General features: G+C 67.4%; 21 protein-coding genes and 7 tRNA genes. 5 read left to right on the forward strand and 23 right to left on the reverse strand.

The window, feature by feature from the left end:
* Window positions 1-73: 73 nt before the first annotated feature.
* The 16 genes from ruvB to E3O49_RS03385 form a co-directional block, all read right to left on the reverse strand.
* The gene (gene ruvB, locus E3O49_RS03310) at window positions 74-1,123 is read right to left on the reverse strand and encodes a Holliday junction branch migration DNA helicase RuvB (protein WP_134366718.1); all 1,050 of its coding nucleotides are present in this window, start codon (window positions 1,121-1,123) and stop codon (window positions 74-76) included.
* Window positions 1,120-1,746 carry a Holliday junction branch migration protein RuvA gene (gene ruvA / locus E3O49_RS03315; protein ID WP_134366719.1) on the reverse strand — a complete coding sequence of 209 codons (627 nt, stop codon included), beginning with the start codon at window positions 1,744-1,746 and terminating at the stop codon, window positions 1,120-1,122. Before ruvA ends, ruvB begins: the two co-directional genes overlap by 4 nt.
* The gene (gene ruvC, locus E3O49_RS03320; RefSeq protein WP_134366720.1) at window positions 1,743-2,345 is read right to left on the reverse strand and encodes a crossover junction endodeoxyribonuclease RuvC; all 603 of its coding nucleotides are present in this window, start codon (window positions 2,343-2,345) and stop codon (window positions 1,743-1,745) included. The genes ruvA and ruvC overlap by 4 nt, the downstream gene beginning before the upstream one ends.
* A 5-nt stretch (window positions 2,346-2,350) precedes the next feature.
* Window positions 2,351-3,115 carry a YebC/PmpR family DNA-binding transcriptional regulator gene (locus E3O49_RS03325; protein WP_134366721.1) on the reverse strand — a complete coding sequence of 255 codons (765 nt, stop codon included), beginning with the start codon at window positions 3,113-3,115 and terminating at the stop codon, window positions 2,351-2,353.
* Between the two features lie 87 nt (window positions 3,116-3,202).
* Window positions 3,203-3,745 carry a DUF1697 domain-containing protein gene (locus E3O49_RS03330; protein WP_134366722.1) on the reverse strand — a complete coding sequence of 181 codons (543 nt, stop codon included), beginning with the start codon at window positions 3,743-3,745 and terminating at the stop codon, window positions 3,203-3,205.
* 9 nt (window positions 3,746-3,754) lie between these two features.
* Window positions 3,755-4,348, reverse strand: a complete 594-nt coding sequence (gene pdxT / locus E3O49_RS03335; protein ID WP_241976143.1) for a pyridoxal 5'-phosphate synthase glutaminase subunit PdxT — start codon at window positions 4,346-4,348, stop codon at window positions 3,755-3,757.
* Window positions 4,349-4,358: 10 nt separating this feature from the next.
* Window positions 4,359-5,261: a pyridoxal 5'-phosphate synthase lyase subunit PdxS gene (gene pdxS / locus E3O49_RS03340; protein ID WP_134366724.1), complete on the reverse strand. Its 903-nt coding sequence runs from the start codon at window positions 5,259-5,261 to the stop codon at window positions 4,359-4,361.
* 99 nt (window positions 5,262-5,360) lie between these two features.
* The gene (locus tag E3O49_RS03345; RefSeq protein ID WP_134366725.1) at window positions 5,361-5,924 is read right to left on the reverse strand and encodes an HIT family protein; all 564 of its coding nucleotides are present in this window, start codon (window positions 5,922-5,924) and stop codon (window positions 5,361-5,363) included.
* Window position 5,925: 1 nt separating this feature from the next.
* Window positions 5,926-7,848, reverse strand: a complete 1,923-nt coding sequence (thrS, locus tag E3O49_RS03350; RefSeq protein ID WP_241976173.1) for a threonine--tRNA ligase — start codon at window positions 7,846-7,848, stop codon at window positions 5,926-5,928.
* 179 nt (window positions 7,849-8,027) lie between these two features.
* Window positions 8,028-8,669, reverse strand: a complete 642-nt coding sequence (locus tag E3O49_RS03355; protein ID WP_134404292.1) for a hypothetical protein — start codon at window positions 8,667-8,669, stop codon at window positions 8,028-8,030.
* A 147-nt stretch (window positions 8,670-8,816) separates the two neighbouring features.
* Window positions 8,817-8,888 (reverse strand) — tRNA-Val (locus E3O49_RS03360).
* 23 nt (window positions 8,889-8,911) lie between these two features.
* A tRNA-Cys gene (locus E3O49_RS03365) sits at window positions 8,912-8,985 on the reverse strand.
* Between the two features lie 49 nt (window positions 8,986-9,034).
* A tRNA-Gly gene (locus E3O49_RS03370) sits at window positions 9,035-9,106 on the reverse strand.
* A gap of 247 nt (window positions 9,107-9,353) precedes the next feature.
* Window positions 9,354-9,425, reverse strand: a tRNA-Val gene (locus E3O49_RS03375).
* A gap of 22 nt (window positions 9,426-9,447) precedes the next feature.
* Window positions 9,448-9,521, reverse strand: a tRNA-Cys gene (locus E3O49_RS03380).
* 49 nt (window positions 9,522-9,570) lie between these two features.
* Window positions 9,571-9,642 (reverse strand) — tRNA-Gly (locus E3O49_RS03385).
* Between the two features lie 165 nt (window positions 9,643-9,807).
* Between E3O49_RS03385 and E3O49_RS03390 the strand changes: the two genes are divergently transcribed.
* A tRNA-Val gene (locus tag E3O49_RS03390) sits at window positions 9,808-9,880 on the forward strand.
* Between the two features lie 52 nt (window positions 9,881-9,932).
* Here the strand turns inward: E3O49_RS03390 and E3O49_RS03395 are convergent.
* Complete coding sequence (locus tag E3O49_RS03395; RefSeq protein WP_134366728.1) at window positions 9,933-10,442, reverse strand: hypothetical protein; 510 nt, start codon at window positions 10,440-10,442, stop codon at window positions 9,933-9,935.
* A 99-nt stretch (window positions 10,443-10,541) separates the two neighbouring features.
* On the opposite strand from E3O49_RS03395, the gene E3O49_RS03400 reads away from it, so the two are divergent.
* The gene (locus E3O49_RS03400; RefSeq protein ID WP_134366729.1) at window positions 10,542-11,252 is read left to right on the forward strand and encodes a M50 family metallopeptidase; all 711 of its coding nucleotides are present in this window, start codon (window positions 10,542-10,544) and stop codon (window positions 11,250-11,252) included.
* 58 nt (window positions 11,253-11,310) lie between these two features.
* Here the strand turns inward: E3O49_RS03400 and E3O49_RS03405 are convergent, their stop codons facing one another.
* The 5 genes from E3O49_RS03405 to zapE form a co-directional block, all read right to left on the reverse strand.
* Window positions 11,311-12,591 (reverse strand): HNH endonuclease signature motif containing protein, encoded by a 1,281-nt coding sequence (locus E3O49_RS03405; protein WP_134403140.1) that lies wholly within the window; start codon window positions 12,589-12,591, stop codon window positions 11,311-11,313.
* A 148-nt stretch (window positions 12,592-12,739) separates the two neighbouring features.
* Complete coding sequence (locus tag E3O49_RS03410) at window positions 12,740-13,504, reverse strand: YqjF family protein (RefSeq protein ID WP_134366731.1); 765 nt, start codon at window positions 13,502-13,504, stop codon at window positions 12,740-12,742.
* 26 nt (window positions 13,505-13,530) lie between these two features.
* Complete coding sequence (locus E3O49_RS03415; RefSeq protein ID WP_134366732.1) at window positions 13,531-14,976, reverse strand: flotillin family protein; 1,446 nt, start codon at window positions 14,974-14,976, stop codon at window positions 13,531-13,533.
* Window positions 14,977-15,306: 330 nt separating this feature from the next.
* A complete protein-coding gene (locus E3O49_RS03420; RefSeq protein ID WP_241976145.1) occupies window positions 15,307-16,578 on the reverse strand; it encodes an ammonium transporter in 1,272 nt (423 codons plus the stop codon).
* A 201-nt stretch (window positions 16,579-16,779) separates the two neighbouring features.
* A complete protein-coding gene (gene zapE, locus E3O49_RS03425) occupies window positions 16,780-17,829 on the reverse strand; it encodes a cell division protein ZapE (RefSeq protein WP_134450996.1) in 1,050 nt (349 codons plus the stop codon).
* Between the two features lie 176 nt (window positions 17,830-18,005).
* Here zapE and E3O49_RS03430 point away from each other — a divergent pair, with 176 nt between their 5' ends.
* From E3O49_RS03430 to E3O49_RS03440, 3 genes are all read left to right on the forward strand, one after another.
* Window positions 18,006-18,908: a sulfurtransferase gene (locus E3O49_RS03430; RefSeq protein ID WP_134404288.1), complete on the forward strand. Its 903-nt coding sequence runs from the start codon at window positions 18,006-18,008 to the stop codon at window positions 18,906-18,908.
* A gap of 342 nt (window positions 18,909-19,250) precedes the next feature.
* Window positions 19,251-19,685 (forward strand): SufE family protein, encoded by a 435-nt coding sequence (locus E3O49_RS03435; RefSeq protein WP_134366735.1) that lies wholly within the window; start codon window positions 19,251-19,253, stop codon window positions 19,683-19,685.
* Window positions 19,682-20,437, forward strand: coding sequence for a dihydrofolate reductase family protein (locus E3O49_RS03440; RefSeq protein ID WP_244285241.1), 756 nt, complete (start codon window positions 19,682-19,684; stop codon window positions 20,435-20,437). The genes E3O49_RS03435 and E3O49_RS03440 overlap by 4 nt, the downstream gene beginning before the upstream one ends.
* On the opposite strand, the gene E3O49_RS03445 is transcribed toward E3O49_RS03440, so the two are convergent.
* A complete protein-coding gene (locus tag E3O49_RS03445) occupies window positions 20,358-21,590 on the reverse strand; it encodes an alpha/beta hydrolase (protein ID WP_134450997.1) in 1,233 nt (410 codons plus the stop codon). The genes E3O49_RS03440 and E3O49_RS03445 overlap by 80 nt on opposite strands.
* Window positions 21,591-21,652: the final 62 nt, after the last annotated feature.

Genomic DNA, 21,652 nt, shown 5'->3' on the forward strand with positions numbered 1-21,652 from the left:
CGATTGCGGCGCGATGGCCGAAGCTTGTGCGTCTGATTCCTTACGAACCAACTCGAATTATAGGTCATCGAGGTTATGGGACCTTCGGAGCGCCGTCCTGCGGGTTGACGAGACCGAAGTGCCGCCACGCTGCGGGGGTCGCCACGCGCCCGCGCGGGGTGCGCGTGAGGAAGCCTATCCGCACCAGGAACGGCTCCACGACAGCCTCGATGGTCTCCGACTCTTCCCCCACGGACACCGCCAGTGTGTTCAGGCCAACCGGCCCACCCCCAAAACGGGTCAGGATGATGCGCATCACTTCCCGGTCGAGCCGATCGAGCCCGATCGCGTCCACGTCGTAGAGTTCCAGGGCCGCGTGGACGGCGGCCAGGTCGGCGTCCCCCCCGTGCACCAGGGCGTAGTCGCGCACCCGCCGGAGCAGCCGGTTGGCGATTCTCGGCGTGCCGCGGCACCGACCGGCGATTTCGGCGAGGGCCTCCCGGTCGATCCTGAAGTCGAGCAGTGCGGCGGCACGCGCCAGCACCTCCTCGAGCTCGTGGTCCGCGTAGAACTCGAGGTGGGCGGTGAACCCGAACCGGTCGCGCAGTGGGTTGGGCAGCAGCCCGGACCGGGTCGTGGCGCCCACCAGCGTGAACGGGGCGAGCTCGAGCGGCACCGAGGTGGCGCCGGCACCCTTGCCCACCATGATGTCGATCCGGAAGTCCTCCATCGCGAGGTAGAGCATTTCCTCGGCCGAGCGGGCCATCCGGTGGATCTCGTCGATGAAGAGCACCTCGCCGGGGATCAGTGAGGAGAGCACGGCGGCCAGATCACCCGCGTGCTGGATGGCCGGGCCGCTGGACATCCTCAGCGGCCGGTTGCCCTCGTACGCGATGATCATGGCCAGGGTGGTCTTGCCCAGCCCGGGCGGGCCGGCCAGCAGGATGTGGTCCGGCGTGCGGGCCTGCATGGTCGCCGCCGTCAACAGCAGCTGCAGCTGGCTGCGCACCTTCTGCTGGCCGACGAACTCCGCCAGGCTCCGGGGCCGGAGGGCGCCTTCGAACGCGAGTTCCGCGTCGCCTTCCAGAACGGGATTGGTCAGCTCGACCCCGGGGTCGCCGGCCAGGCGCGGTTCGGGTGTCATGAGCGGCGCTCCGAAGCCTGCTGGGCCGGGCCGAGCCGGGCCAGGACCAGCCGGAGGAGACTGGCCACCCCGACCTGCTCGGGATCGGCCGTGTCGGCGAGGGTCTCCTCGACCGCCTGAGCGGCCACCCGCTCAGACCAGCCCAGGCCGATCAGGGCGGCCTGCACGTTCGCGGACGCGCTCGTGGGGGCCGGGCGAGCCGCGGCGGTGGCGGCGGCGGCCGAGACGAAGACCTTGCCGGCCAGGGAGAGCACGATCAACTTGGCGGTCTTGGGGCCGATGCCGCTGACCTTGCGGAAAGCGGCGTCATCCTCGGAGGCGACCGCCTGTGCGATCCGGTTCGGGCTGAGCACGGCGAGCACACCGAGGGCCGATTTCGGTCCGACGCCGGTCACCCCGACCAGCAGCTCGAACACCTCGAGTTCGTCCGTGGCCGGAAACCCGTAGAGCGTGAGTGAGTCTTCGCGCACGATCAGCGTGGTGGAGAGGCGGGCCTCGGTGCCGACCCGCAGCGTCAGCGCGGTCGCGGGGGTGACCTGCAGGGCCAGCCCCACTCCCCCGACCTCGATCACGGCCGTCGAACCCAGGGCAGACAGGACGAGGCCACGTACGGATGCAATCACCGCTTAACACTACGGGTCACCGGCGACACGGAGCCGCGTTCGGCGGCGCGCCATGCCTTCTGGGCCGGGGTCAGCGTTCCGACCGGGACGGCGGCGCCGGTCGGCAGGGTGCCACCGGATGCGCCGGTGCGCCAGGCGTGGCAGATCGCAATGGCCAGCGCGTCCGCGGCATCCGCCGGCCTGGGCACTTCGGCCAGGCCGAGCACCCGGGCGACCATCGTGCCGACCTGCGCCTTGTCGGCGGACCCGTAACCGGTGATCGCGGCCTTGACCTCGCTGGGGGTGTGCAGGGTGACGGTCAGCCCGCGCTGAGCCGCGAGGAGGAGGGCGACCCCGCTGATCTGCGCCGTGCCCATGACGGAGCTCACGTTGTTCTGGGCGAACACCCGCTCGATCGCCACGAATTCGGGCTGGTGCCGGTCGAGCATCTCCTCGAGACCCCGGCTGATCAGCAGGAGCCTCTGCTCGAGCGGCAGGTCCGCCGCGCTGCGGAGCACGGCCACGTCGACGAGGGTCGCGGTGCGGTTGGGGTTCACGTCGACCACGCCCACGCCGCAACGGGTCAGCCCGGGATCGATGCCCAGGACCCGGACTGACACGGCCTCTACTCGGCTTCGGCCTGAAGCTCCGCGATGACCTCGGGCGACACGTCGTAGTTGCTGTAGATGTTCTGCACGTCGTCGAGCTCTTCGAGCGCGTCGATCAGTTTGAAGACCTTGCGGGCGGTTTCGGCGTCGACCTCGATCTTGAGCTGGGGCACGAATGCGATGTCGGCGGAGTCGTAGTCGATTCCGGCGGTCTGCAGCGCCGTGCGGGTGGCGACGAGGTCATGGGCCTCGCTGAAGACCTCGAACTTGTCGCCGTCGTCGACGACCTCTTCGGCACCGGCGTCGAGCACGGCCGCGAGCACGTCGTCTTCGGTGACGTTGTCACCCTTGGGCACCACGACGATGCCCTTGCGGTTGAAGTTGTAGGCCACGCTGCCGGGATCGGCCATGTTGCCGCCGTTGCGGGAGACGGTCGTGCGCACCTCGGCGGCGGCCCGGTTCTTGTTGTCGGTCAGACACTCGATCATGATGGCGACGCCGTGCGCGGCGTAGCCCTCGTACATGATGGTCGTGTAGTCGACGACCTCACCGGACAGGCCTGCACCACGCTTGACGGCGCGGTCGATGTTGTCGTTCGGGACGGAGGTCTTCTTGGCCTTCTGGATCGCGTCCACCAGCGTCGGGTTTCCCGACAAGTCGGCGCCGCCCATGCGGGCAGCCACTTCGATGTTCTTGATCAACTTGGCGAACGCCTTGGCCCGACGAGAGTCGGTGACCGCCTTCTGGTGCTTCGTTGTCGCCCACTTGGAATGTCCGGACATGAATCTCCCGTTGTCTCGCTTGGCTCTCTGGTCGTCGCACCCTGAGGTACCCCACATTCTAACCCGCGGTGTCCGGCGGAGCAGGCTTCACGCGCCCGGGGGCTGGTCCAGGATTTTCTGCAGCGTACGCAGGTTGCGCGTGGTCGTGCTCGCCCGGTACCGGGCCTTGCCGCTCAGCTTGCTGAACGGGCTGCCCACGCCCACCGACCGCAGAACCTGCCAGTACAACACGTCGGCGCCTGACCTGATCTGTTCCGTGTCGGGGTCCGCGTCGCCGGCCGCGCCGAGGAGCTCGTCCAGCACGGACCGGTCTGACCCGAGCACGACGTAGGGATGCCACCCCTCGCGGTCCGCGTCGAACGGGAACGCCCGCACGACCCGGTCGAGCCACTCGACGTCGACGAGGATGATCCAGGCCCGGTAGCCGAAGGTGTCGGAGAGCGCCCGCTCGATCCGCGCCTTCGTGGCCGCCGCATCCGTCTCACTCGTCGTGAACAGAACGTTGCCGCTGGCAAGCACCGTGCTGATCCCGGTGTATCCGAGTTCCCGGAAGACGGACTGCAGGGCCGCCATCCTGATGTTGATGCCGTTGACGTTGATGCCGCGCAGGAAAGCAACCGACCGGGTCATGTACGGACCCTAGCCGCGAAAACCGGCCGCGGCCACCTTGCCCAGGAAGTACTCGTGAAAACGGTTCTCCCCGGTGATCTCGGGGTGGAAAGACGTGCCGAGCAGGTTGTCCTGCTCGACGGCGACACACCGGCCGTCGGCGAGAGTGGCCAGCGCCCGGGCCCTGGGGCCCACGGTCTCCACGACCGGGGCCCGGATGAACACGGCGTGCACGGGAGCGTCGCCGAGGACAGGCACGTCGAGGTCGGTCTCGAACGAGAGAGTCTGGGAACCGAAGGCGTTTCGGCGCACGGCGATGTCGAGACCGCCGATGCTCTCCTGGCCGGCGATCCCGTCGATGACGGTGTCGGCGAGCATGATCAGGCCGGCGCAGGTGCCGTAGACGGGCAGCCCGCTCCGGACGAAGGCGGCCAGCGGTTCGGCCAGGCCGAACGCCCTGGCCAGTTTGTCCATCACGCTGGACTCGCCGCCCGGGATCACCAGCCCGCTGACGCGGGCCAGTTCCTCCGGGCGGCGAACGAGTTCGACGTCGGCGCCGAGGGACCGGAGAACCTCGGCATGCTCCCGAAAATCACCCTGAAGGGCGAGAACTCCAACGCTCACGGACGAGTGACTACCAGCCGCGCTCAGAGAGGCGGTGCGGTGCGGCCAGATCGGACACGTTGATGCCGACCATGGCTTCGCCGAGACCGCGGGAGACGGCGGCGATGACGCTGGCGTCGTCGTAGAACGTGACGGCCTTGACGATGGCGTTCGCGCGGGCCTGCGGGTTGCCCGACTTGAAGATGCCGGAGCCGACGAACACGCCGTCCGCGCCCATCTGCATCATCATGGCCGCGTCAGCCGGGGTGGCCACGCCGCCGGCGACGAACAGCACGACGGGGAGCTTGCCGGTGGCGGCGATCTCGGCGACGAGCTCGTACGGGGCCTGCAGTTCCTTGGCGGCGACGTACAGCTCGTCCTTGCTCAGCGACGACAGGCGGCCGATCTCGCCCTTGATGGTGCGGATGTGCTTCATGGCCTCGGAGACGTCGCCGGTGCCGGCCTCGCCCTTGGACCGGATCATGGCCGCGCCCTCGGTGATGCGGCGCAGCGCCTCACCCAGGTTCGTCGCACCACAGACGAAGGGAACCGTGAAGTTCCACTTGTCGATGTGGTTGACGTAGTCGGCGGGGCTCAGCACCTCGGACTCGTCGATGTAGTCGACGTTCAGGGCCTGCAGAATCTGCGCTTCGACGAAGTGGCCGATGCGCGCCTTGGCCATGACCGGGATGGAGACCTCGGCGATGATGCTGTCGATCAGGTCGGGGTCGCTCATGCGGGCGACGCCGCCCTGGGAACGGATGTCGGCCGGCACACGCTCGAGGGCCATGACGGCGACAGCGCCGGCGTCCTCTGCGATGCGCGCCTGCTCGGCGTTGACGACGTCCATGATGACGCCGCCCTTCATCATGTCGGCGAGTCCGCGCTTGACGCGGCTCGACCCAAACTGCTCGGCGGGTGTGGTTTCAGTCATGGCTGTAATTCTATTCCTTGCACTGGATGGGTTCCGCCCGGCAGGGGCCGGGCGGGAAAGTGTTGCTCGTTCGTGCTCTGCGCTAGTTCGTGCTCTGCGCTAGTTCGTGCTCTGCGGCCAGCCCTCGGCCACTTCGCGGCGAACATCGCCCAGAAGTCGGGGAATGGCCTTAGTTCCGGCGATGATCGGGAAGAAGTTCGAGTCGAGCGCCCACCGCGGGACGATGTGCTGGTGCAGGTGGCCGGCGATGCCCGCCCCCGCGATTCGGCCCTGGTTCATACCGATGTTGAAGCCGTCGCAGTGCGAGACCGCCTTGAGCACGCCCATGGCGATCTGGGTCAGGCTACCAATCTCGGCGACCTCCTCCGGCGACGCCTCGTCATACGTCGCAATATGCCGGTACGGACATACCAGCAGGTGACCGCTGTTGTACGGGAACAGGTTGAGCAGGACGTAGGCATAACGACCGCGGGCAACGATCAGGGCCTTCTCGTCGTCCATCTCCGGCGCCAGGCAGAACGGGCAGTCGTCGGCGTGCGGCTGCTGGCCGTCCTGGATGTAGACGAGGCGGTGCGGAGTCCACAGCCGCTGGAACGCATCCGGCACGGCTGCGAAGTCGGACGACTGTTCGGTTCCCTCGAACCCCCCGGCGTCACGGTTCATCTCAGGCCTGGCCCTGCGTCGTGACCTGGGCGCGCGTCTCGATCGAGGCGACGATGCGGCGGATGGCGTCGTCCACGGGCACCCCGTTCTCCTGTGTGCCGTCGCGGAAGCGGAAGCTGACCGCTTCGTTGTTCCGGTCGTCCTCGCCGACGATCAGCTGGAACGGCACCTTGGCCTTGGTGTGGTTGCGGATCTTCTTCTGCATCCGGTCGTCGGAGTGGTCGACCTGGGCGCGCACCCCGGCGGCTTTCAGCCGGCCCACGATCTCGTCGAGGTAGGGACCGTACTGCTCGGACACCGGGATGCCGACGACCTGCACCGGGGACAGCCAGACCGGGAATGCCCCGGCGTAGTGCTCGGTGAGCACCGCGAAGAAGCGTTCGATCGACCCGAACAGGGCTCGGTGGATCATGACCGGGCGCTGACGCGAGCCGTCGGGCGCGGTGTACTCGAGGTCGAAACGCTCGGGCAGGTTGAAGTCCAGCTGGATGGTGGACATCTGCCAGGTGCGGCCGATCGCGTCGCGCGCCTGCACCGAGATCTTCGGCCCGTAGAACGCCGCCCCGCCCGGGTCGGCGACGAGGTCGAGACCGGATGCTTCGGCGACCTCACGCAGGGTCTCGGTCGCTTCGGCCCACGCCTCGTCGCTGCCCACGAACTTCTTCGGGTCTTTCGTGGAGAGCTCCAGGTAGTAGTCCTCGAGCCCGTAGTCGGCGAGCAGCTTCAGCACGAAGTTGAGCGTGGAGGTGAGCTCCTCCTTCATGCCGTCGCGGGTCGTGTAGATGTGGGCGTCGTCCTGGGTCATGCCGCGCACGCGGGTGAGCCCGTGCACGACGCCGGACTTCTCGTAGCGGTAGACCGAGCCGAATTCGAACAGGCGCATCGGCAGGTCGCGGTAGCTGCGGCCGCTGGAACGGAAGATCAGGTTGTGGAACGGGCAGTTCATCGGCTTGAGGTAGTAGTCGACGCCCTGGCGGGTCATGTGACCGTCGGCGTCGTATTCCGCGTCGAGTTTCATCGGCGGGAACATGCCGTCGGCGTACCAGTCCAGGTGCCCCGAGGTCTCGAACAGGTTCGACTTGGTGATGTGCGGCGTGTACACGAAGTCGTAGCCGGCTTCGGTGTGGCGCTTGCGGGAGTAGTCCTCCATCTCCTGGCGGATGATGCCGCCACGGGGGTGGAACACGGGCAGGCCGGAGCCGATCTCCTCGGGAAAGCTGAACAGGTCGAGTTCGGCGCCGAGCTTGCGGTGGTCGCGCTTGGCGGCCTCTTCCTGGCGGGCCTGGTAGGCGCGCAGTTCGTCCTTGGTGGGCCAGGCGGTGCCGTAGATGCGCTGCAGCTGCGGGTTCTTCTCGGAGCCGCGCCAGTAGGCGGCCGCGAGGCGGGTCAGGGAATACCCGTTGCCGATCATGCGAGTGTTCGGCAGGTGCGGGCCGCGGCAGAGGTCCTTCCAGAGGGTCTCCCCGGTCTTGGGGTCCACGTTGTCGTAGATGGTGAGTTCGGCGCCGCCGACCTCGACCGACTCGTTGTCGGCGCTCTCGGCCGCACCGCCCTTGAGCCCGATCAGTTCGAGCTTGTACGGCTCCGCGGCGAGTTCTTCCCTGGCCTGGTCGTCGGTCACCACCCGGCGCACGAACCGCTGCCCCTGGCGGATGATGCGGTCCATGGCTTTCTCGAGGGCCTTGATGTCGTCCGGGGTGAACGCCTCGGCCACGTCGAAGTCGTAGTAGAAACCGTCGGTCACGGGCGGGCCGATGCCCAGGCGCGCGGCGGGATTCACGGTCTGCACGGCCTGCGCGAGCACGTGGGCGGCCGAATGGCGCAGGATGCTGAGGCCATCGGGCGAGCCGATCGTCACCGGTTCGACGGCATCCGTCGGAGTCACCGTGGTGGCGAGATCCTTGAGCTCGCCATTGACGCGCATTGCGACAACGGACCGGTCGGTGAAAAGCTCAAAGCCGTCAACCACGTGTATAACTCCTCAATATTGTGCGAACCCCTCCAACTTTAGCGGCGCACGTGGCCCGGTCCCTCCTCCCGCGGGTCAGGGCAGCCGGCGGGACAGGTGGGCGAGGGTGTCCGGGGACGCGGCCAGAACCTTGATCAGTCCAGGCCGGCTTTCGGCGGGCCCGCTTGCGGCGGGCTGGGGGTGGACGCGACCGCCACCGCCTGGAGCGTGGTGCCTGCATCGAGTACGCGGGTGAGCCTGGCTGCGATCAGCGGGCTGACGCAGCCCACCCGCCGGCCGGTCGCCGCATGCACCGAGATGCCGTTCGCACCGCAGAGCGGGCCCGGGTCCCGCTGGAGACGCACGGTCGCCCCGGGGTGCAGCAGCCCTTCCCTCGCCACGATCGTGCGGGAGTCGATGTTGCGTAGCCAGATGATCCAGATTCCCAGTCCCGCCAGGCTACGGTCGCCGAGACCGACGAGCCGGCCGGTCGTCGATTCGGTCAGCCAGAGTTCCCCGGCACGGTGCTGCAGATAGAGCGGCGGGAGGCCGCGGATGTCAGCGACGAGGAGGCGGTCGCCGTCCTGGCTGGACAGAAGGTCGCCGGCGACGGAGCTGCGGAGGGGGGCCGGCTGCTGCGGGGGCAGTGCGGGAACCCGTTGCCGCACCGGCGCGTCCGAGATCCGGCGACTGGGAGGCCTCAGGCTCACCGGAGCGTAGTTGGCCACTCGCGTCAGCCACGCCGTGACGACGAGGACGCAAACTGCGAGGAGCACAAACGGCACCAACCACTCCATGAACGATCCTCCCCGTCGAGACTGGTGCACGGCCGGCCGGAGCGGTATCCCCCGTCCGGATGACACCATCGCGCCCTGGGCCAGCGCAGCGCGCGGAAAACAACATCGTGGGATGAAAAAACCCCCGGCGGGCCGGGGGTTTATCTGTGGGCGATACTGGGATCGAACCAGTGACCTCTTCCGTGTCAGGGAAGCGCGCTACCGCTGCGCCAATCGCCCAGATCTTGAATTTTCTCCAAGTCTGGAGGTGGATACGGGATTCGAACCCGTGTACACGGCTTTGCAGGCCGTTGCCTCGCCTCTCGGCCAACCCACCACATAGGGTCCATACCAAAAAGAAACGGCCTTTCGACCGATTCAATTCGAGCGGATGACGAGATTCGAACTCGCGACCCTCACCTTGGCAAGGTGATGCGCTACCACTGCGCCACATCCGCACTGTGTCTGCGTTTCCGCTGACTTGAAAGACTCTAGCCGATTCCGGCCGCGCCCGCCGCACCCTCCCCGGTGATTCTGCCCGGTGAGGCAGAAAAAACAAAGGTTAACCAGGCCTTTTCCTGTTGCCGGTCGGCTTGCGAACTCGTGCCGGTCGCCCGTCGATCAGGATCGACGCGGGCGCGACCGGTGTTCCCCAGGACGTCCAGGGGCAAAGAAAAAACCCCCGGCGAGCCGGGGGTTCATCTGTGGGCGATACTGGGATCGAACCAGTGACCTCTTCCGTGTCAGGGAAGCGCGCTACCGCTGCGCCAATCGCCCAGATCTTGAATTTTCTCAAGTCTGGAGGTGGATACGGGATTCGAACCCGTGTACACGGCTTTGCAGGCCGTTGCCTCGCCTCTCGGCCAACCCACCACATAGGGTACATATCAAAAAGAACCGGACTTGCGACCGATCCAATTCGAGCGGATGACGAGATTCGAACTCGCGACCCTCACCTTGGCAAGGTGATGCGCTACCACTGCGCCACATCCGCAACTGCGCGCATTTCTGCGCGCTTGAAGACTCTAGCCGATACTCCCGTGCATTTTCAAACCGAGCCGCCCCGGCGTGTTGCGGCCCTCTCGATGTGCGCCGCGTCCCCGCTCTGGGCTAGTATCAAGACTCGTGGTTGCAGTTCTTTCACAGTTTTTACCACAATGGGCGATTGGCGCAGTTGGTAGCGCGCTTCCTTCACACGGAAGAGGTCATCGGTTCGAGTCCGGTATCGCCCACAACAAAAAACCCCGGTTCTCCGGGGTTTTTTTGTTTCCACCCTGCCGCGGCCTACTGGACCGGTGCCAGCGTCCGTCTATCGGGCAGGTACACCACCATTTTGTCGCTGCCGTCCACGTCGACTTCAACCAGTGTGTCCACGCCCTCGTGAAGCACCGTGACGCTGTGTCCGGCGATGAGCTCCCCGGCCGCCTTGCCGCCGACGGTGATCCCGTAGTCCTCTGAGAGAAACGTGATCACCGATTCCCTGTAGTCGGCTTCAGCCTGCGCGGTCGCTGCGGCGATCCCGCGGACCTCAGCGTTGTAGGCGACGGAGAGGCCCACGATGTTGGCGGCGATGAGGACGGCGAGCACGCCAATGGCGATGAGTGTGGCCCGTTGGAATTTGACGTAGCTGCTATGCACGAGGTACCAGAGCAGGACCGCGATGACCAGCAGGCCAGTGAGAGGAATCAACGCGATCAGAGCAGCGTGCACCGGGGCGGACTCGCCGGCAGTCTGGTTGGGTTCGACGAAGGGGCCGGGGTTGGCTGCGACGGCGATGATGAGGTTCGCGAGCATGGGCGTCTCCAGAGATATGGGGACTAGCCTCATCAGCCTGCTTGATGACCCCCCACGGAGAAGTTTAGGGGGTTCGCTTCGTGACCTAGGCTGACAACCATGGACGGGCTGGTCGCACTCTGGGGGCAACTCTCCGCACGCAACGAACCGCTGCCGGCGGCCACGGCCTGGCTGACCATCGCGGCCGCCGCCCTGCTCGTGCTGGTGCCGGGTCTGTGGCGCATCGGGCGCCATGTCATCACGATCGCGCACGAGGGCGGGCACGCCGTCGTGGCGACGCTGAGCGGGCGTCGGCTGGGCGGCATCCGTTTGCACTCGGATACCTCGGGGCTGACGGTCAGCAGCGGACGCCCCCGCGGGCCCGGAATGGTGCTGACTCTCCTGGCCGGGTATCCGGCGCCCGCTCTCCTGGGGCTCGGCGCTGCACGGATGCTCAGCCTCGGCTACGACATCGGCCTGCTCTGGCTGCTGCTGGTTGCCCTGGCACTGCTGCTGGTACAGATCCGCAACTGGTTCGGGCTCTGGTCGGTCCTGGTCACGGCGGCCGTCATCTTCGGCATCACCTGGTTCGCCTCTCCCCCGGTGCAGGGCGTCTTCGCCCTGCTGATCACGGCGTTCCTGCTGCTGGGCGCGGTGCGCACCGTGGCGGAGTTGCACCGCTCCCGGTCACGGAGCCGCGGCAGCGCCTCCGACGCCGACCAGCTGGCGCGTCTGACGCACATCCCCGGTGTCATCTGGGTGGCCGTGTTCCTCGTCGCGACGGTCGCGTGCGCTGGGTTCGCCGGACGCTTCCTCGGTCTGCTCGCCTGATCCGGCCGCCACGCCAGCGAACCGGGCACCGGGTCTCGAACGATTCTCAAGGCGACTGTCAGAACGGCGAGGGTTGAGGCACAGATGTCTTCGCGGACTCCCCCGGCGGAGGTTCGGGTTCCACCGCACGGATGACCGTGGCCGGCTCACTCATGAACGCCCGCCCACTCGGTGACCTCCACTGGAGGACACCATCTTCGAGGTGTTTCACGGTCCACCCGGTTTCGCTTTTGAGCGCGTGGCACGGCGGACACAGGTGCGCGAGGTTGTCCTCCGCGGTCAAACCGTTGAACTGCCAATCGAGCGAATGATCGATGTCGGAATGCGCCGCCGACCGGTTGCAGCCGGGAAACCGGCACGTCTCGTCCCGCACCCGCAAGTACTTCTTGAGGTCTTTCGGCACCTTGTACCTGTCCCGGCCCACTGAGAGCACCACCCCGGTCTCCGGATGCACCAGAAGCCGCGTGAAGCTCGGCGCGCCGGCAGCGATCCGGCGGGCCGTGTCCGCGTCGATCGGGCCGTAACCCTCCATGTGGGCGGGTTCGTCGTTGAGGCCCATGAGGCTGAACACCGGGACCGTGATGTTCACCGAACCCCGGATCCCCTTTCCCAGGCCCGACGGCGTGACCCCATCCAGGATCAGATCCTCGAACACATCCGCCTTCAACTGGGTCAGCGTGCGGTCTTCCTCGGCGCATTGCAGGCTCAGGGCCATCAGCGTGATCCGTTCGTGGGCGGCCTGCGCCTTCTCCGCACTCGCGTAGAAGGTGAGCGAGGCCATGCCGTCCGGCTCGGGCTCGAAGAACACCGCCCGGTCCTTCACCGACTTCTGATGCCGGGCCCTGATCGTCTCGGGGTGCCACCGCTCCCGCAGAATCCGCGCGTTGTACTTCAGCTTCGACGCGGTGAGCGTGCCCGCGGACTTCAGCACCGCGGCTTCGAATTTCGCGCGCCCTTCCTCCGGCACCGACCACGCCTGATTGACCACCACCTGCGCATGCCGGTAGCTGATCTCCCCCGAAGCCAGCGCAGCCCGGGTCGCGGGCAGCTCCACGGCCAGGGCCCGGCACTCCGCGACCAGGTTCTCCGCCGTGCGCTGCGGCACCCGGATCGTGCAGGCCAGCTCGCTGGAGAACTCCCGCTCGGCCACCTCGCGGGCATCCCAGCGGGCACCCGGCACCCGGGCCTTGTGGTGGGCGATCGCCTGCCCGAACCGGCGCGCCTCCTCGACCCGTTCGGCCCGCCGGGCGAAGGCCACGGCGATGTCCCGTTCGGCCTCCGCGATCGCGTCGAAATGCCGGCCCATGGCCTCTCGCTCTTCGATGATTGACGGCTTCATGGGGAACACGCTATGTGCACCCACCGACACTCGCCCGGCATCCGTGGACACCGTGGATAAACCGATCAGACCCGTAGTGTGGAGGAGAAGTCGAAATACTGAAACTGCCGACACCGGCGGCGGTCACTGCACTCAGACCCGGCGACTCTCAGCCGGCCGACCCGAACCAGGTCGTGACCCCAGGCGCGTAGAGCACGGAATCCGGCGGGCGCTCGGCCAACCCGGGGAAGCCCGCCACGGCGAGCAGGGTGTCGTCGAGCCGCAGGAGTTCGGCCTCGTAGAGCGCCCAGGGCTCGTGGTGGTTGCGCAGGTGCACCGTGCGACCGCGGGTGCGGGTGAACAATGCCCAGCGCGCGGTCAGGAAATCGGCGAGGAGGTCCCCGACGACCGGACGGTTGGTGGGACGCACCACGATGTCCGTGTGGGCCGACCCGGTCAGATGGCGCCTGGACGTGTAGTGAAACTCCGGCCCGGCACTCCCCTGCCCGGTGCTCCCCGGACCCGACGACACCTCGAGGCGCGTGCGGGACCACATGTAGGGGATCGAGAACAGGGCGCGGGCCGCGAGCACGGCTGCGAGGCGGGACGCTTCGAGGGATACGAAGACGACGCCTCGGTGACCCTGTTCGTCCACGGCGTACAGCCGCACGTTCACCTCGACGAACGTGCCGAAATACGGGATCGGTGGGCTGCCGAAGACGGTGGCGCGGTCGAGCACGAACGGGATCAGACCGACCCAGCTCGTGCCGTCGAACTCGTCCGGGACCAGCCCGGCCGGGAGCAGGGGCGCCACCAGGGCGGCGTCCACGCGCCAGTGCAAGAACATGAGATGCGACCAGCGCTGACTGGCGGCCGCCCGCCCCGCCAGGAGCGGCGCGATCGCCGAGATCGGGTCCATCGCAGCATCCGTCATCGAACAGTCTCCCCTGGGCTCTGCGGCTAGGCCTCGACGGCGGGAGCAGCCAGGGCGTGGTCGACGTCGGCCTGCTGGGCGGTCGTGAGGGCAGGCACCGGCGTGGACACCTTCACCGCGGCTGCTCCGGCCGCGACACCGCCGACCAGGTTGCCGAGAAGCTCCCGGATACCGACGCCCATCGTCGACTTCAGCACCCCGTCGACCTCGGTGAAACCGGAGGCGACGTTCTTGGTCAGCTGGCTGGCGCCATCCGTGGAAATGACGGTGAGGTTGTCGATGTTCGACATCGGGGCGGCCAGCTCACGGGCGATCTCGGGCAGCATCTCCACCATGCGCAACTGGATGAGCGCCTCGCTCTGCTCAGCCACAGCCTCGGCGGACAGGCGGGTGGCGGTCGCCTCCGCCGTACCGCGGGCAAGGATGGCGTCGGCGTTGGCCTGACCCTCGGCGCGGATCGCCTCGGCATTCGCGATGCGGCTGTCCCGATCGGCGTTCGCGGCGGCCACCGCGGCCTCGGCCGCCGCGACGGCAGTCACCCGGATGCGGTAGGCGTCGGCATCGGCGATGGCGTTCACTTCGGATTCCAGCTCGGCTTTGCGCAGGGAGGCCCGGCGCTGAGCGGTGAGCTCCTGCTGCTGCACGATGGACTGCTGGGCCTTGGCCTCGGCCAGCGGCTTGGCCGCGGCGGCTTCGGCGGAGGCCTTGTCTGTGTCCAGCTGCAGGGCGGCCTTGCGCAGCGCGAGCGTGTTCTGCGCCTCGGCGATGGCCTGCTCGGCCAGGATCGCGGCCTCCTGAGCTTCCCGGTTCGCCTGGTGCTCGGCCACTTCGGCCTGGCGCCGCACCTTGGCCTGCTCGGCCCGGCCGAGGTCACGGATGTAGTCGTTCTCGTCGGTGATGCCCTTGATCTCGAAGGAGTCGACGTCGACGCCCTGGTTGGCGAGGGATTCACGGGCGGTCGCCAGCACGGAGGAGCCGAGCTCGTCCCGCTTCTGGATGATCGTCATGACGTTCGTGCCACCGATCGAGGAGCGCAGCGACCCCGACAGCACCTCCTGCGCGAAGCCGTCGATGTTCTTGTCCTGACCGAGGAAGCGCTGCGCGGCGGCCCGGATCGCTGCCGGGTCGTCGCCGACCTTCACGATCGCGACGGCCTCGACGGTGAGGGTGACGCCGTTCTGGTCCTGGGCGACGGCCGTGATCTCGATCGCACGGCTGCGCAGGCTGATCTTGAACGCCTTTTGGAAGAACGGGGTGATGAACACGCCCTGGCCATGGACGACCCGTTGACCGGATTCCTCCAGGGCCTGGCCGTCGACAATGGTCTTCTTGGATTTCTTGCCGGTGATCACGAGGGCCTCGTCCGGCCCGGCGTTCTTGTAGACGGTCTTGGCGTAGATCAGTCCGATCAGGAAAACGACGACCGCCAGGGCGATGAAGCCGGGGATGGGACTGAGCAGGAACTCGAACATGGAATCCTTCCGTTCGTGCCGGCGCCGGTGGGCGCGGGCACGGGAATGAGCTGGGCGGTGCGGCGGTGACGTGCGTGAGTCCACGCTATCGGCACCGGCGGCATCCGGATCAAAAATGGAACTGGGGGCCGGGGAAAAAAGAGGGCCCGCCCCGGTCTCGACTGAACGGGACCGGAGCGGAGCGCTCGCACCGTTCGGGTCAGTGCGAGCATCGTGAGCATGGCTCAGTTCTGCCAGCCAGTCAAGGAGTGTAGAAGGGCGACGGCGCAGCCGAAGGAACCGGATGCGCCGCCGCCCGTGGAACGACAGGTGCGGTGAGTGGAGCTGCCGCTACACGGTGTCGAGCGCGTAGCCCTCTTCGCCGTGCACGATCGTGTCGACTCCGGCAACCTCGTCTTCGTTGTTGATGCGGAAGCCGATCGTCTTCTGGATCACCCAGCCGATGGCGTAGGCCATCACGAAGGAGAAGATCGCGATGCTGAAGGCGGCCAGCGCCTGCACGCCGAGCTGGGCGAAGCTGCCCGTGTCGAGCAGGCCGATGCCCGAGCCGACGATGCCGATGAACAGGGTGCCGATCATGCCGCCGATGAGGTGGATGCCCACCACGTCGAGGGAGTCGTCGAAGCCCCACTTGAACTTGAGGTCGATGGCGACCGCACACACCGCGCCGACGAGAACGCCGAGGACAATCGCCCAGCCTGGGGTGAGGATGTTACAGGCCGGGGTGACGGCGACGAGTCCCGCAACAGCACCGGATGCCGCACCGATCGAGGTGGGCTTGCCGTCCTTGATCTTCTCGACGATCAGCCAGCCGAGGATGCCGGCGGCGGGTGCGACGAGCGTGTTGACCCAGGCGAGGGCGGCAACACCGTCGACGGCAGCTTCCGAGCCGGCGTTGAAGCCGAACCAGCCGAACCACAGCAGCGACGCACCGAGAAGGGTCAGCGGAACGTTGTGGGGCTTGGAGATGCCCTTCTTGAAGCCGACGCGCTTTCCGAGCACCAGGGCCAGAGCGAGGCCGGCTGCACCGGCGTTGATGTGCACGGCGGTTCCACCGGCGAAGTCGTTGACTCCGAGGGCGGCCGGAGCCCAGCCGTCGGCGAGGTTGAAGACCCAGTATGCGACGGGGAAGTAGACCAGCGTCGACCAGACGGCGGCGAAGATGAGCCAGGCGCCGAATTTCGCACGGTCGGCGATCGCTCCGGAGATCAGGGCCACAGTGATGATGGCGAAGGTGGCCTGGAAGCCGGCGAACGCCAGCCCGTTCAGGTCGGGGTTCAGCGTTCCGTCTTCGCCGGCGCCGAGCAGGCCGGTCAGGCCGAGGAAGCTGGTCGGGTCGCCGAGGAAGCCGGGGATGAGCGGAGGCCCGAAGGCGAGCCCGTAACCGAAGACGACCCACAGCACGCCGACGACGCCCATGGCGCCGAAGCTCATCATCATCATGCTGATGACGCTCTTGGCCTTGACCATGCCGCCGTAGAAGAAGGCAACACCGGGAGTCATCAGGAGCACGAGGGCTGACGCGACGAGAAGCCACAGGGAGTTGACGTTCAGGCTTATTTCGTCTGTTGTGGCGTTCATCAGGACTGACAGTTCAACCATGGATATGGTTACCTCTCTCTAACTAACAGTGATTGCCGTCGACGTGCACAGGGTGAGCATTGATCGTGTCTCGGCGGGTACAGAGTCAGTTTGGAGTTGTCAGGTTTCGGGAAGTGCGCCGGTATGTTTCGGCCGCGTTACGCGCCGTGCGACGGTGTTAACATCGCGTTTCCCGCCAGACGGCCACCGGGCCGGCCCGGGTCAGTCGTGCGGCGGAAGCTCTCCCGTGGTCAGCGCCACCAGGCGCGACTGGGACCGCTGGTACTTCTTGCGATAGCCGCCGGAGAGCATTTCCTGGTCGAAGACCTCGTTCAGGGGCTGTCCGTTGGCGATGATCGGAATCTCCGCGTCGTAAACGCGGTCGATGAAGGCCACCAGGCGCAGCGCATCCGTCTGATCGGTCAGCAGGTAGACGTCGGACAGGGCAATGACGTCGATTCCGTGGATCATCTTGATGTACTTCGACGGATGCACCGTGCTGAGATGACGGATCAACGCGCCGAAATCGTCCAGGGTCACCGCGGAGCCGCGTTCGACCAGCGCCGGCACCATCTGGTCCAGCTCGTCCCGGCTCACGGCGATGGCATGGCCCTCGATGTCACGGCGGCGATAGTCCAGCCCGTCGATGCGCACGATTTCGAAATTGGCGGACATCGCCTGGATCTCGCGCAGGAAATCGATCGCCGCGAATCGGCCCTCGCCGAGGGAGTTCGGCGGCGTGTTGGAGGTGGCCGCGACCCGGGTGCCCGAGGCGACGAGCTCGCCCAGCAGCCGGGTCATCAGCATCGTGTCGCCCGGGTCGTCGAGTTCGAACTCGTCGATGCAGATCAGTCTGGCGCCGGACAGCTGCTTGACGGTCGCCGCGTAGCCGAGGGCCCCGACCAGCGCGGTGTACTCGATGAAGGTGCCGAAGTATTTGGGGCCGGGTGCAGCGTGCCAGAGCGCGGCGAGGAGGTGGGTCTTGCCCACACCGAACCCGCCGTCCAGGTAGATCCCCGGGAGTTCGGGCTTGGCCTTGCGGGTGCGGGAGAAGAACCCGCTGGGCCGCTGGGGCAGCCAGGCCCCCGCGAACGTGTTCAGGCGTCCGACCGCCTCGAGCTGCGACGGGAAATTCAGGTCCGGACGGTACGACTCGAAGGAGGCGTGCTCGAACTGGGGCGGCGGCACGAGCTCCACCACGATCTCCGACCCGGTGATGCTCGGAGAGCGGTCAGCCAAACGGTGCACCTGACGGAGGGCGTGTGGAGCCATGCTGGAATACCCGTTTTCTGGTCGGATTCGTCACGGTCGGAGCGTCGGCGTCGAAGTACTGCGGCGCGAATGCGATCACAACCCATACCGCGTAGATTCGAACGCGGGCCGCTGACCAGCCTAAACCGCGCTCAATCCATTCCGGTGTCTTCGGACGCTCGCCAGGAGGTTTCCCCATGCCCGTTGATCTCGATCCGGCACCGAAGTTCGCTGCCTACGCCCATCCCGAGCGGCTGGTGAGCACGGAGTGGCTGCAGGCCCACCTCGGCAGTCCCGGCCTGGTCGTCGTGGAGTCCGACGAAGACGTGCTGCTCTACGAAACCGGACACATCCCGGGCGCCGTCAAGATCGACTGGCACACCGACCTCAACGACTCCGTTGAGCGTGATTTCGTGGGCAGCGAGGCCTTCGCCGCGATTCTCGGCGGCAAGGGAATCTCCCGCGATACGACCGTGGTCATCTACGGCGACAAGAGCAACTGGTGGGCGGCCTACGCCCTGTGGGTGTTCACCCTCTTCGGACACGAGGACGTGCGCCTCCTCGACGGCGGACGTGAGAAATGGATCGCGGAGGAACGCGGACTGACCCGCGACCGTCCGGTCATCACTCCCGCGGAGTACCCGGTGGTGGAGCGCAACGACGCGCCCATCCGCGCCTTCCGTGACGACGTCCTCGCGCACTTCGGCAACCCCCTGATCGACGTGCGCTCCCCCGAGGAGTACACCGGCGAACGCACCCACATGCCCGACTACGCCGAGGAAGGCGCCCTCCGCGGCGGCCACATCCCGTCGGCGGCATCCGTGCCCTGGGCCCGCGCCGCGGCCCCGGACGCCACATTCCGGGCTCGGAGCGAACTGGACGAGATCTACCGCAGCGAGGCCGGCCTCACCGACGGCGACCACATCATCGCGTACTGCCGGATCGGGGAGCGGTCCAGCCACACCTGGTTCGTCCTGACGCACCTGCTCGGATTCGAGGGCGTGCGCAACTACGACGGATCCTGGACCGAGTGGGGCAATGCCGTGCACGTGCCGATCGCCGTGGGCGCCGAGCCGGGCGCGGCCCCCGCCCCGCGCTAGGAGCTGAACCCGCCGGAGCCGACGGGCGATTGCGCGGTCCACGCACAGTCGGACCCGCCGCGCCCAGGTGGGGCCGCCGTTCCACAGCGGAGCGGACTATCCGGCGTAGAACCAATTCGACGGAGATCTTGTCCTAAAACAGTGATTTACGGAGCTTCCGGGCCGATACGGGCAAAATCTCCGTCGAATTCGTTCGGGGAAGCCGGCTCCCAGACTGTGACGGAAGCGACGGGTCCGCCCTGGGAGACCTACCTCGACGGCACGGAAGTCGCCGAACCCCGCACCCTCGTGTACCTCCCCGCCCGGCCCCGCTGAATCGGGCGCATGGCAGACTTGTCTTCGATGACTTCCACCGAACTGCCTGAGAAACTGGCCGAGATCCGCGACGACTTCCTCGCACTCGAGGAGCAGGACCGCCTGCTGCTGCTGCTCGAATTCGCCGATGCGCTGCCGGCGCTGCCCAAACGGTATGAGGAACACCCCGACCTGCTCGAACGCGTCGTGGAGTGCCAGTCCCCCGTGTTCATGTTCGTCGAGGTGGAGGATGACGCGGTGCACCTGTACGCCACGGCACCCCGGGAGTCCCCGACGACCCGAGGCTTCGCGTCGATCCTGGCCCAGGGGCTGTCGGGTCTGAGCCGGGCGGAAGTGCTCTTGGTTCCAGACGACTACCCGAGTTCGATCGGCCTGACGAAGGCCGTATCGCCCCTGCGGATCCGCGGCATGACCGCCATGCTCGCCCGCACCAAGCGGCGACTGCGTGAGGACCCTGCGTGACCCTGACCCGGGTCTTCCCGGAGCCCCGCGCGGCCGAGGACATCGCCGGCGCGGTCGACGGGCTCGACCCCGCGGGCCGCGACTGGCTGCTGGCACGCTACGCGCCTGAAACGGATGCCTACCTCCGAGTCAATATGATCGGCAGTTTGAACGGCAGCGTCGCCGGCGCGGACGGGACCTCGGAGTCCCTCTCGAGCAAGCAGGACCGCCGCATCCTCGGCGTGATCCGGGAATTGTCCGACGTCGTCCTGGTCGGCGCGGGCAGCGTGCGGGCGGAAGGCTACGTCGTGCCGGCCCGGGCTGCCCTCGCCGTCGTCACGTCCACCGGAAACCTCGGCGGGCACCGACTCCACGCCTCAGCCACCACGTCGGACCGGCCGGTGTACATCCTCTGCCCCCGCTCCGCGGTCGGCCGGGTGGAGGCCGTCGACGGGACGAACCGCGCCACCATCGTTGTGGTCGACGACGTGGACGGGCTCCTTCGCCCGGCCGCCATCGTTGACGCCCTGCACTCCCGAGGCCTCACCCGGATCGTGTGCGAGGGAGGGCCCGTCCTGGCTGGGCGTCTGTTCGCCGCAGACCTCGTCGACGAACTCTGCCTGTCCACCAGCCCCCAGATCGTGCTCGGCAGCCGCGCGCTGCTCGAGTCGGATCAGGCCGTTACGAGCCGTTTCAGCCTTCGGCAGCTCCTGCTGGACGATCAGGGTGCGACGTACGCCCGGTGGGAGAGATCTCGCCCAACCAGTTCGTGATCGCCTGATTCCACCCCTCGCGGTCGTAATTCCACAATTTCGTGTGCCGGGCGACGGCGAAGGGCAAGAACGTCACGATGTCGGGGCGCCGCTCCGCCAGGGCCCGGGAACCGGTCGCCGGCACGTATCCGTCGTCATCGCTGTGCATCAGCAGCACCGGCAGGTCCAGCTCGGCTGCGCGGGTCACGAAGTCCAGCCGGGCGAAGTCGATCGGGCCGGCCTGGCCCGTGACCAGGCCGCCCCAACGCCGGCCGAGAACCTCCAGGGCCCCGCTGGCGACAACGGCGGGCAGCCCGAGGGTGCCGCCCTGAAACCGGGCGACGTCGGCCCAGTCGATGACGGGCGAATCGAGCACGATGCCCACCACCAGGTGGCGCAGCATCGATCGAGTCGCGGCCTGCAACACGATGGCGCCTCCCATCGACCAGCCCATCAGCACGATCTCGGTGGCGCCCCGGCCCGCGGCGAACGCGATCGCCGCCTCGATGTCGAGCCATTCCGTGTCGCCCAGGGAGTACCGGCCGTCCGCGCTGCCGGGTGCCTCCCCGTCATTGCGGTACGAGACCAGAAGAGAGGTGTAGCCGAGGGATCGGAACACCGGCACCGCGCGAAGCGTCTCCTGGCGCTGAACGCCACGACCGTGCACCTGGATCACCCAGCGACCGTCCGGCTCGGGCGGAACCACCAGCCAGGCCGGCGCCTCACCCGCGCCGGTGGGAACGCTCACGTCTTCGAACTCGACGCCGAGGTCCCACGGGCCGAGGAAGGAGTACCCGGCCAGCCGGCCTCGCACGGCCGCCGCGAGATCACCGTAGTCGACGCGCAGGATGCGCCGGGTCACCCGATCGGACGTCTGCCGCAGGATCTCCCCCACGTGGGCGTGGCCGCTGCTGGCCGAGAACCAGAAGCTGTAGTCCCCGCGAAGAACGGAGTCCGGAGTCGACTGCAACGCGATGGTCCCGGCCGCGAGGTCGACGGCGTACACGCGCACATCCTCGTCGCTCTTCGTCGACGGCGTGACGATCCGGCGGGCCATCACGGCCATCAGGGCGCTGATTCCAACGCCGGCTGCGACGCCGACGCCCGCGACGATCAACCCGGCGGTCGCGATGACCTTCACCGCACTTTCGGCCCGCCCGTGTGATGCTCGCATAGCTCTTGCCCCTGCCCGGCGTGCCTCGCAGACACCGCCCGGAAAAAACTCTAGTCTGCACA

It is taken from the genome of Cryobacterium shii (assembly GCF_004402595.1).
Classification (GTDB): Bacteria; Actinomycetota; Actinomycetes; order Actinomycetales; family Microbacteriaceae; genus Cryobacterium; species Cryobacterium shii.

What these genes read in the sequence shown, in the direction of transcription:
- E3O49_RS03325 (WP_134366721.1), bottom strand. Translation starts at nt 3,115, where the DNA reads ATGTCCGGACATTCCAAGTGGGCGACAACGAAGCACCAGAAGGCGGTC.
- zapE (WP_134450996.1), bottom strand. Translation starts at nt 17,829, where the DNA reads ATGGCTCCACACGCCCTCCGTCAGGTGCACCGTTTGGCTGACCGCTCT.
- ruvB (WP_134366718.1), bottom strand. Translation starts at nt 1,123, where the DNA reads ATGACACCCGAACCGCGCCTGGCCGGCGACCCCGGGGTCGAGCTGACC.
- E3O49_RS03410 (WP_134366731.1), bottom strand. Translation starts at nt 13,504, where the DNA reads ATGACGGATGCTGCGATGGACCCGATCTCGGCGATCGCGCCGCTCCTG.
- pdxS (WP_134366724.1), bottom strand. Translation starts at nt 5,261, where the DNA reads ATGACTGAAACCACACCCGCCGAGCAGTTTGGGTCGAGCCGCGTCAAG.
- E3O49_RS03400 (WP_134366729.1), top strand. Translation starts at nt 10,542, where the DNA reads ATGGACGGGCTGGTCGCACTCTGGGGGCAACTCTCCGCACGCAACGAA.
- E3O49_RS03415 (WP_134366732.1), bottom strand. Translation starts at nt 14,976, where the DNA reads ATGTTCGAGTTCCTGCTCAGTCCCATCCCCGGCTTCATCGCCCTGGCG.
- E3O49_RS03405 (WP_134403140.1), bottom strand. Translation starts at nt 12,591, where the DNA reads ATGAAGCCGTCAATCATCGAAGAGCGAGAGGCCATGGGCCGGCATTTC.
- E3O49_RS03395 (WP_134366728.1), bottom strand. Translation starts at nt 10,442, where the DNA reads ATGCTCGCGAACCTCATCATCGCCGTCGCAGCCAACCCCGGCCCCTTC.
- E3O49_RS03345 (WP_134366725.1), bottom strand. Translation starts at nt 5,924, where the DNA reads ATGAACCGTGACGCCGGGGGGTTCGAGGGAACCGAACAGTCGTCCGAC.
- E3O49_RS03430 (WP_134404288.1), top strand. Translation starts at nt 18,006, where the DNA reads ATGCCCGTTGATCTCGATCCGGCACCGAAGTTCGCTGCCTACGCCCAT.
- E3O49_RS03420 (WP_241976145.1), bottom strand. Translation starts at nt 16,578, where the DNA reads ATGGTTGAACTGTCAGTCCTGATGAACGCCACAACAGACGAAATAAGC.
- E3O49_RS03435 (WP_134366735.1), top strand. Translation starts at nt 19,251, where the DNA reads ATGACTTCCACCGAACTGCCTGAGAAACTGGCCGAGATCCGCGACGAC.
- E3O49_RS03445 (WP_134450997.1), bottom strand. Translation starts at nt 21,590, where the DNA reads ATGCGAGCATCACACGGGCGGGCCGAAAGTGCGGTGAAGGTCATCGCG.
- E3O49_RS03330 (WP_134366722.1), bottom strand. Translation starts at nt 3,745, where the DNA reads ATGACCCGGTCGGTTGCTTTCCTGCGCGGCATCAACGTCAACGGCATC.
- E3O49_RS03355 (WP_134404292.1), bottom strand. Translation starts at nt 8,669, where the DNA reads ATGGAGTGGTTGGTGCCGTTTGTGCTCCTCGCAGTTTGCGTCCTCGTC.
- thrS (WP_241976173.1), bottom strand. Translation starts at nt 7,848, where the DNA reads ATGCGCGTCAATGGCGAGCTCAAGGATCTCGCCACCACGGTGACTCCG.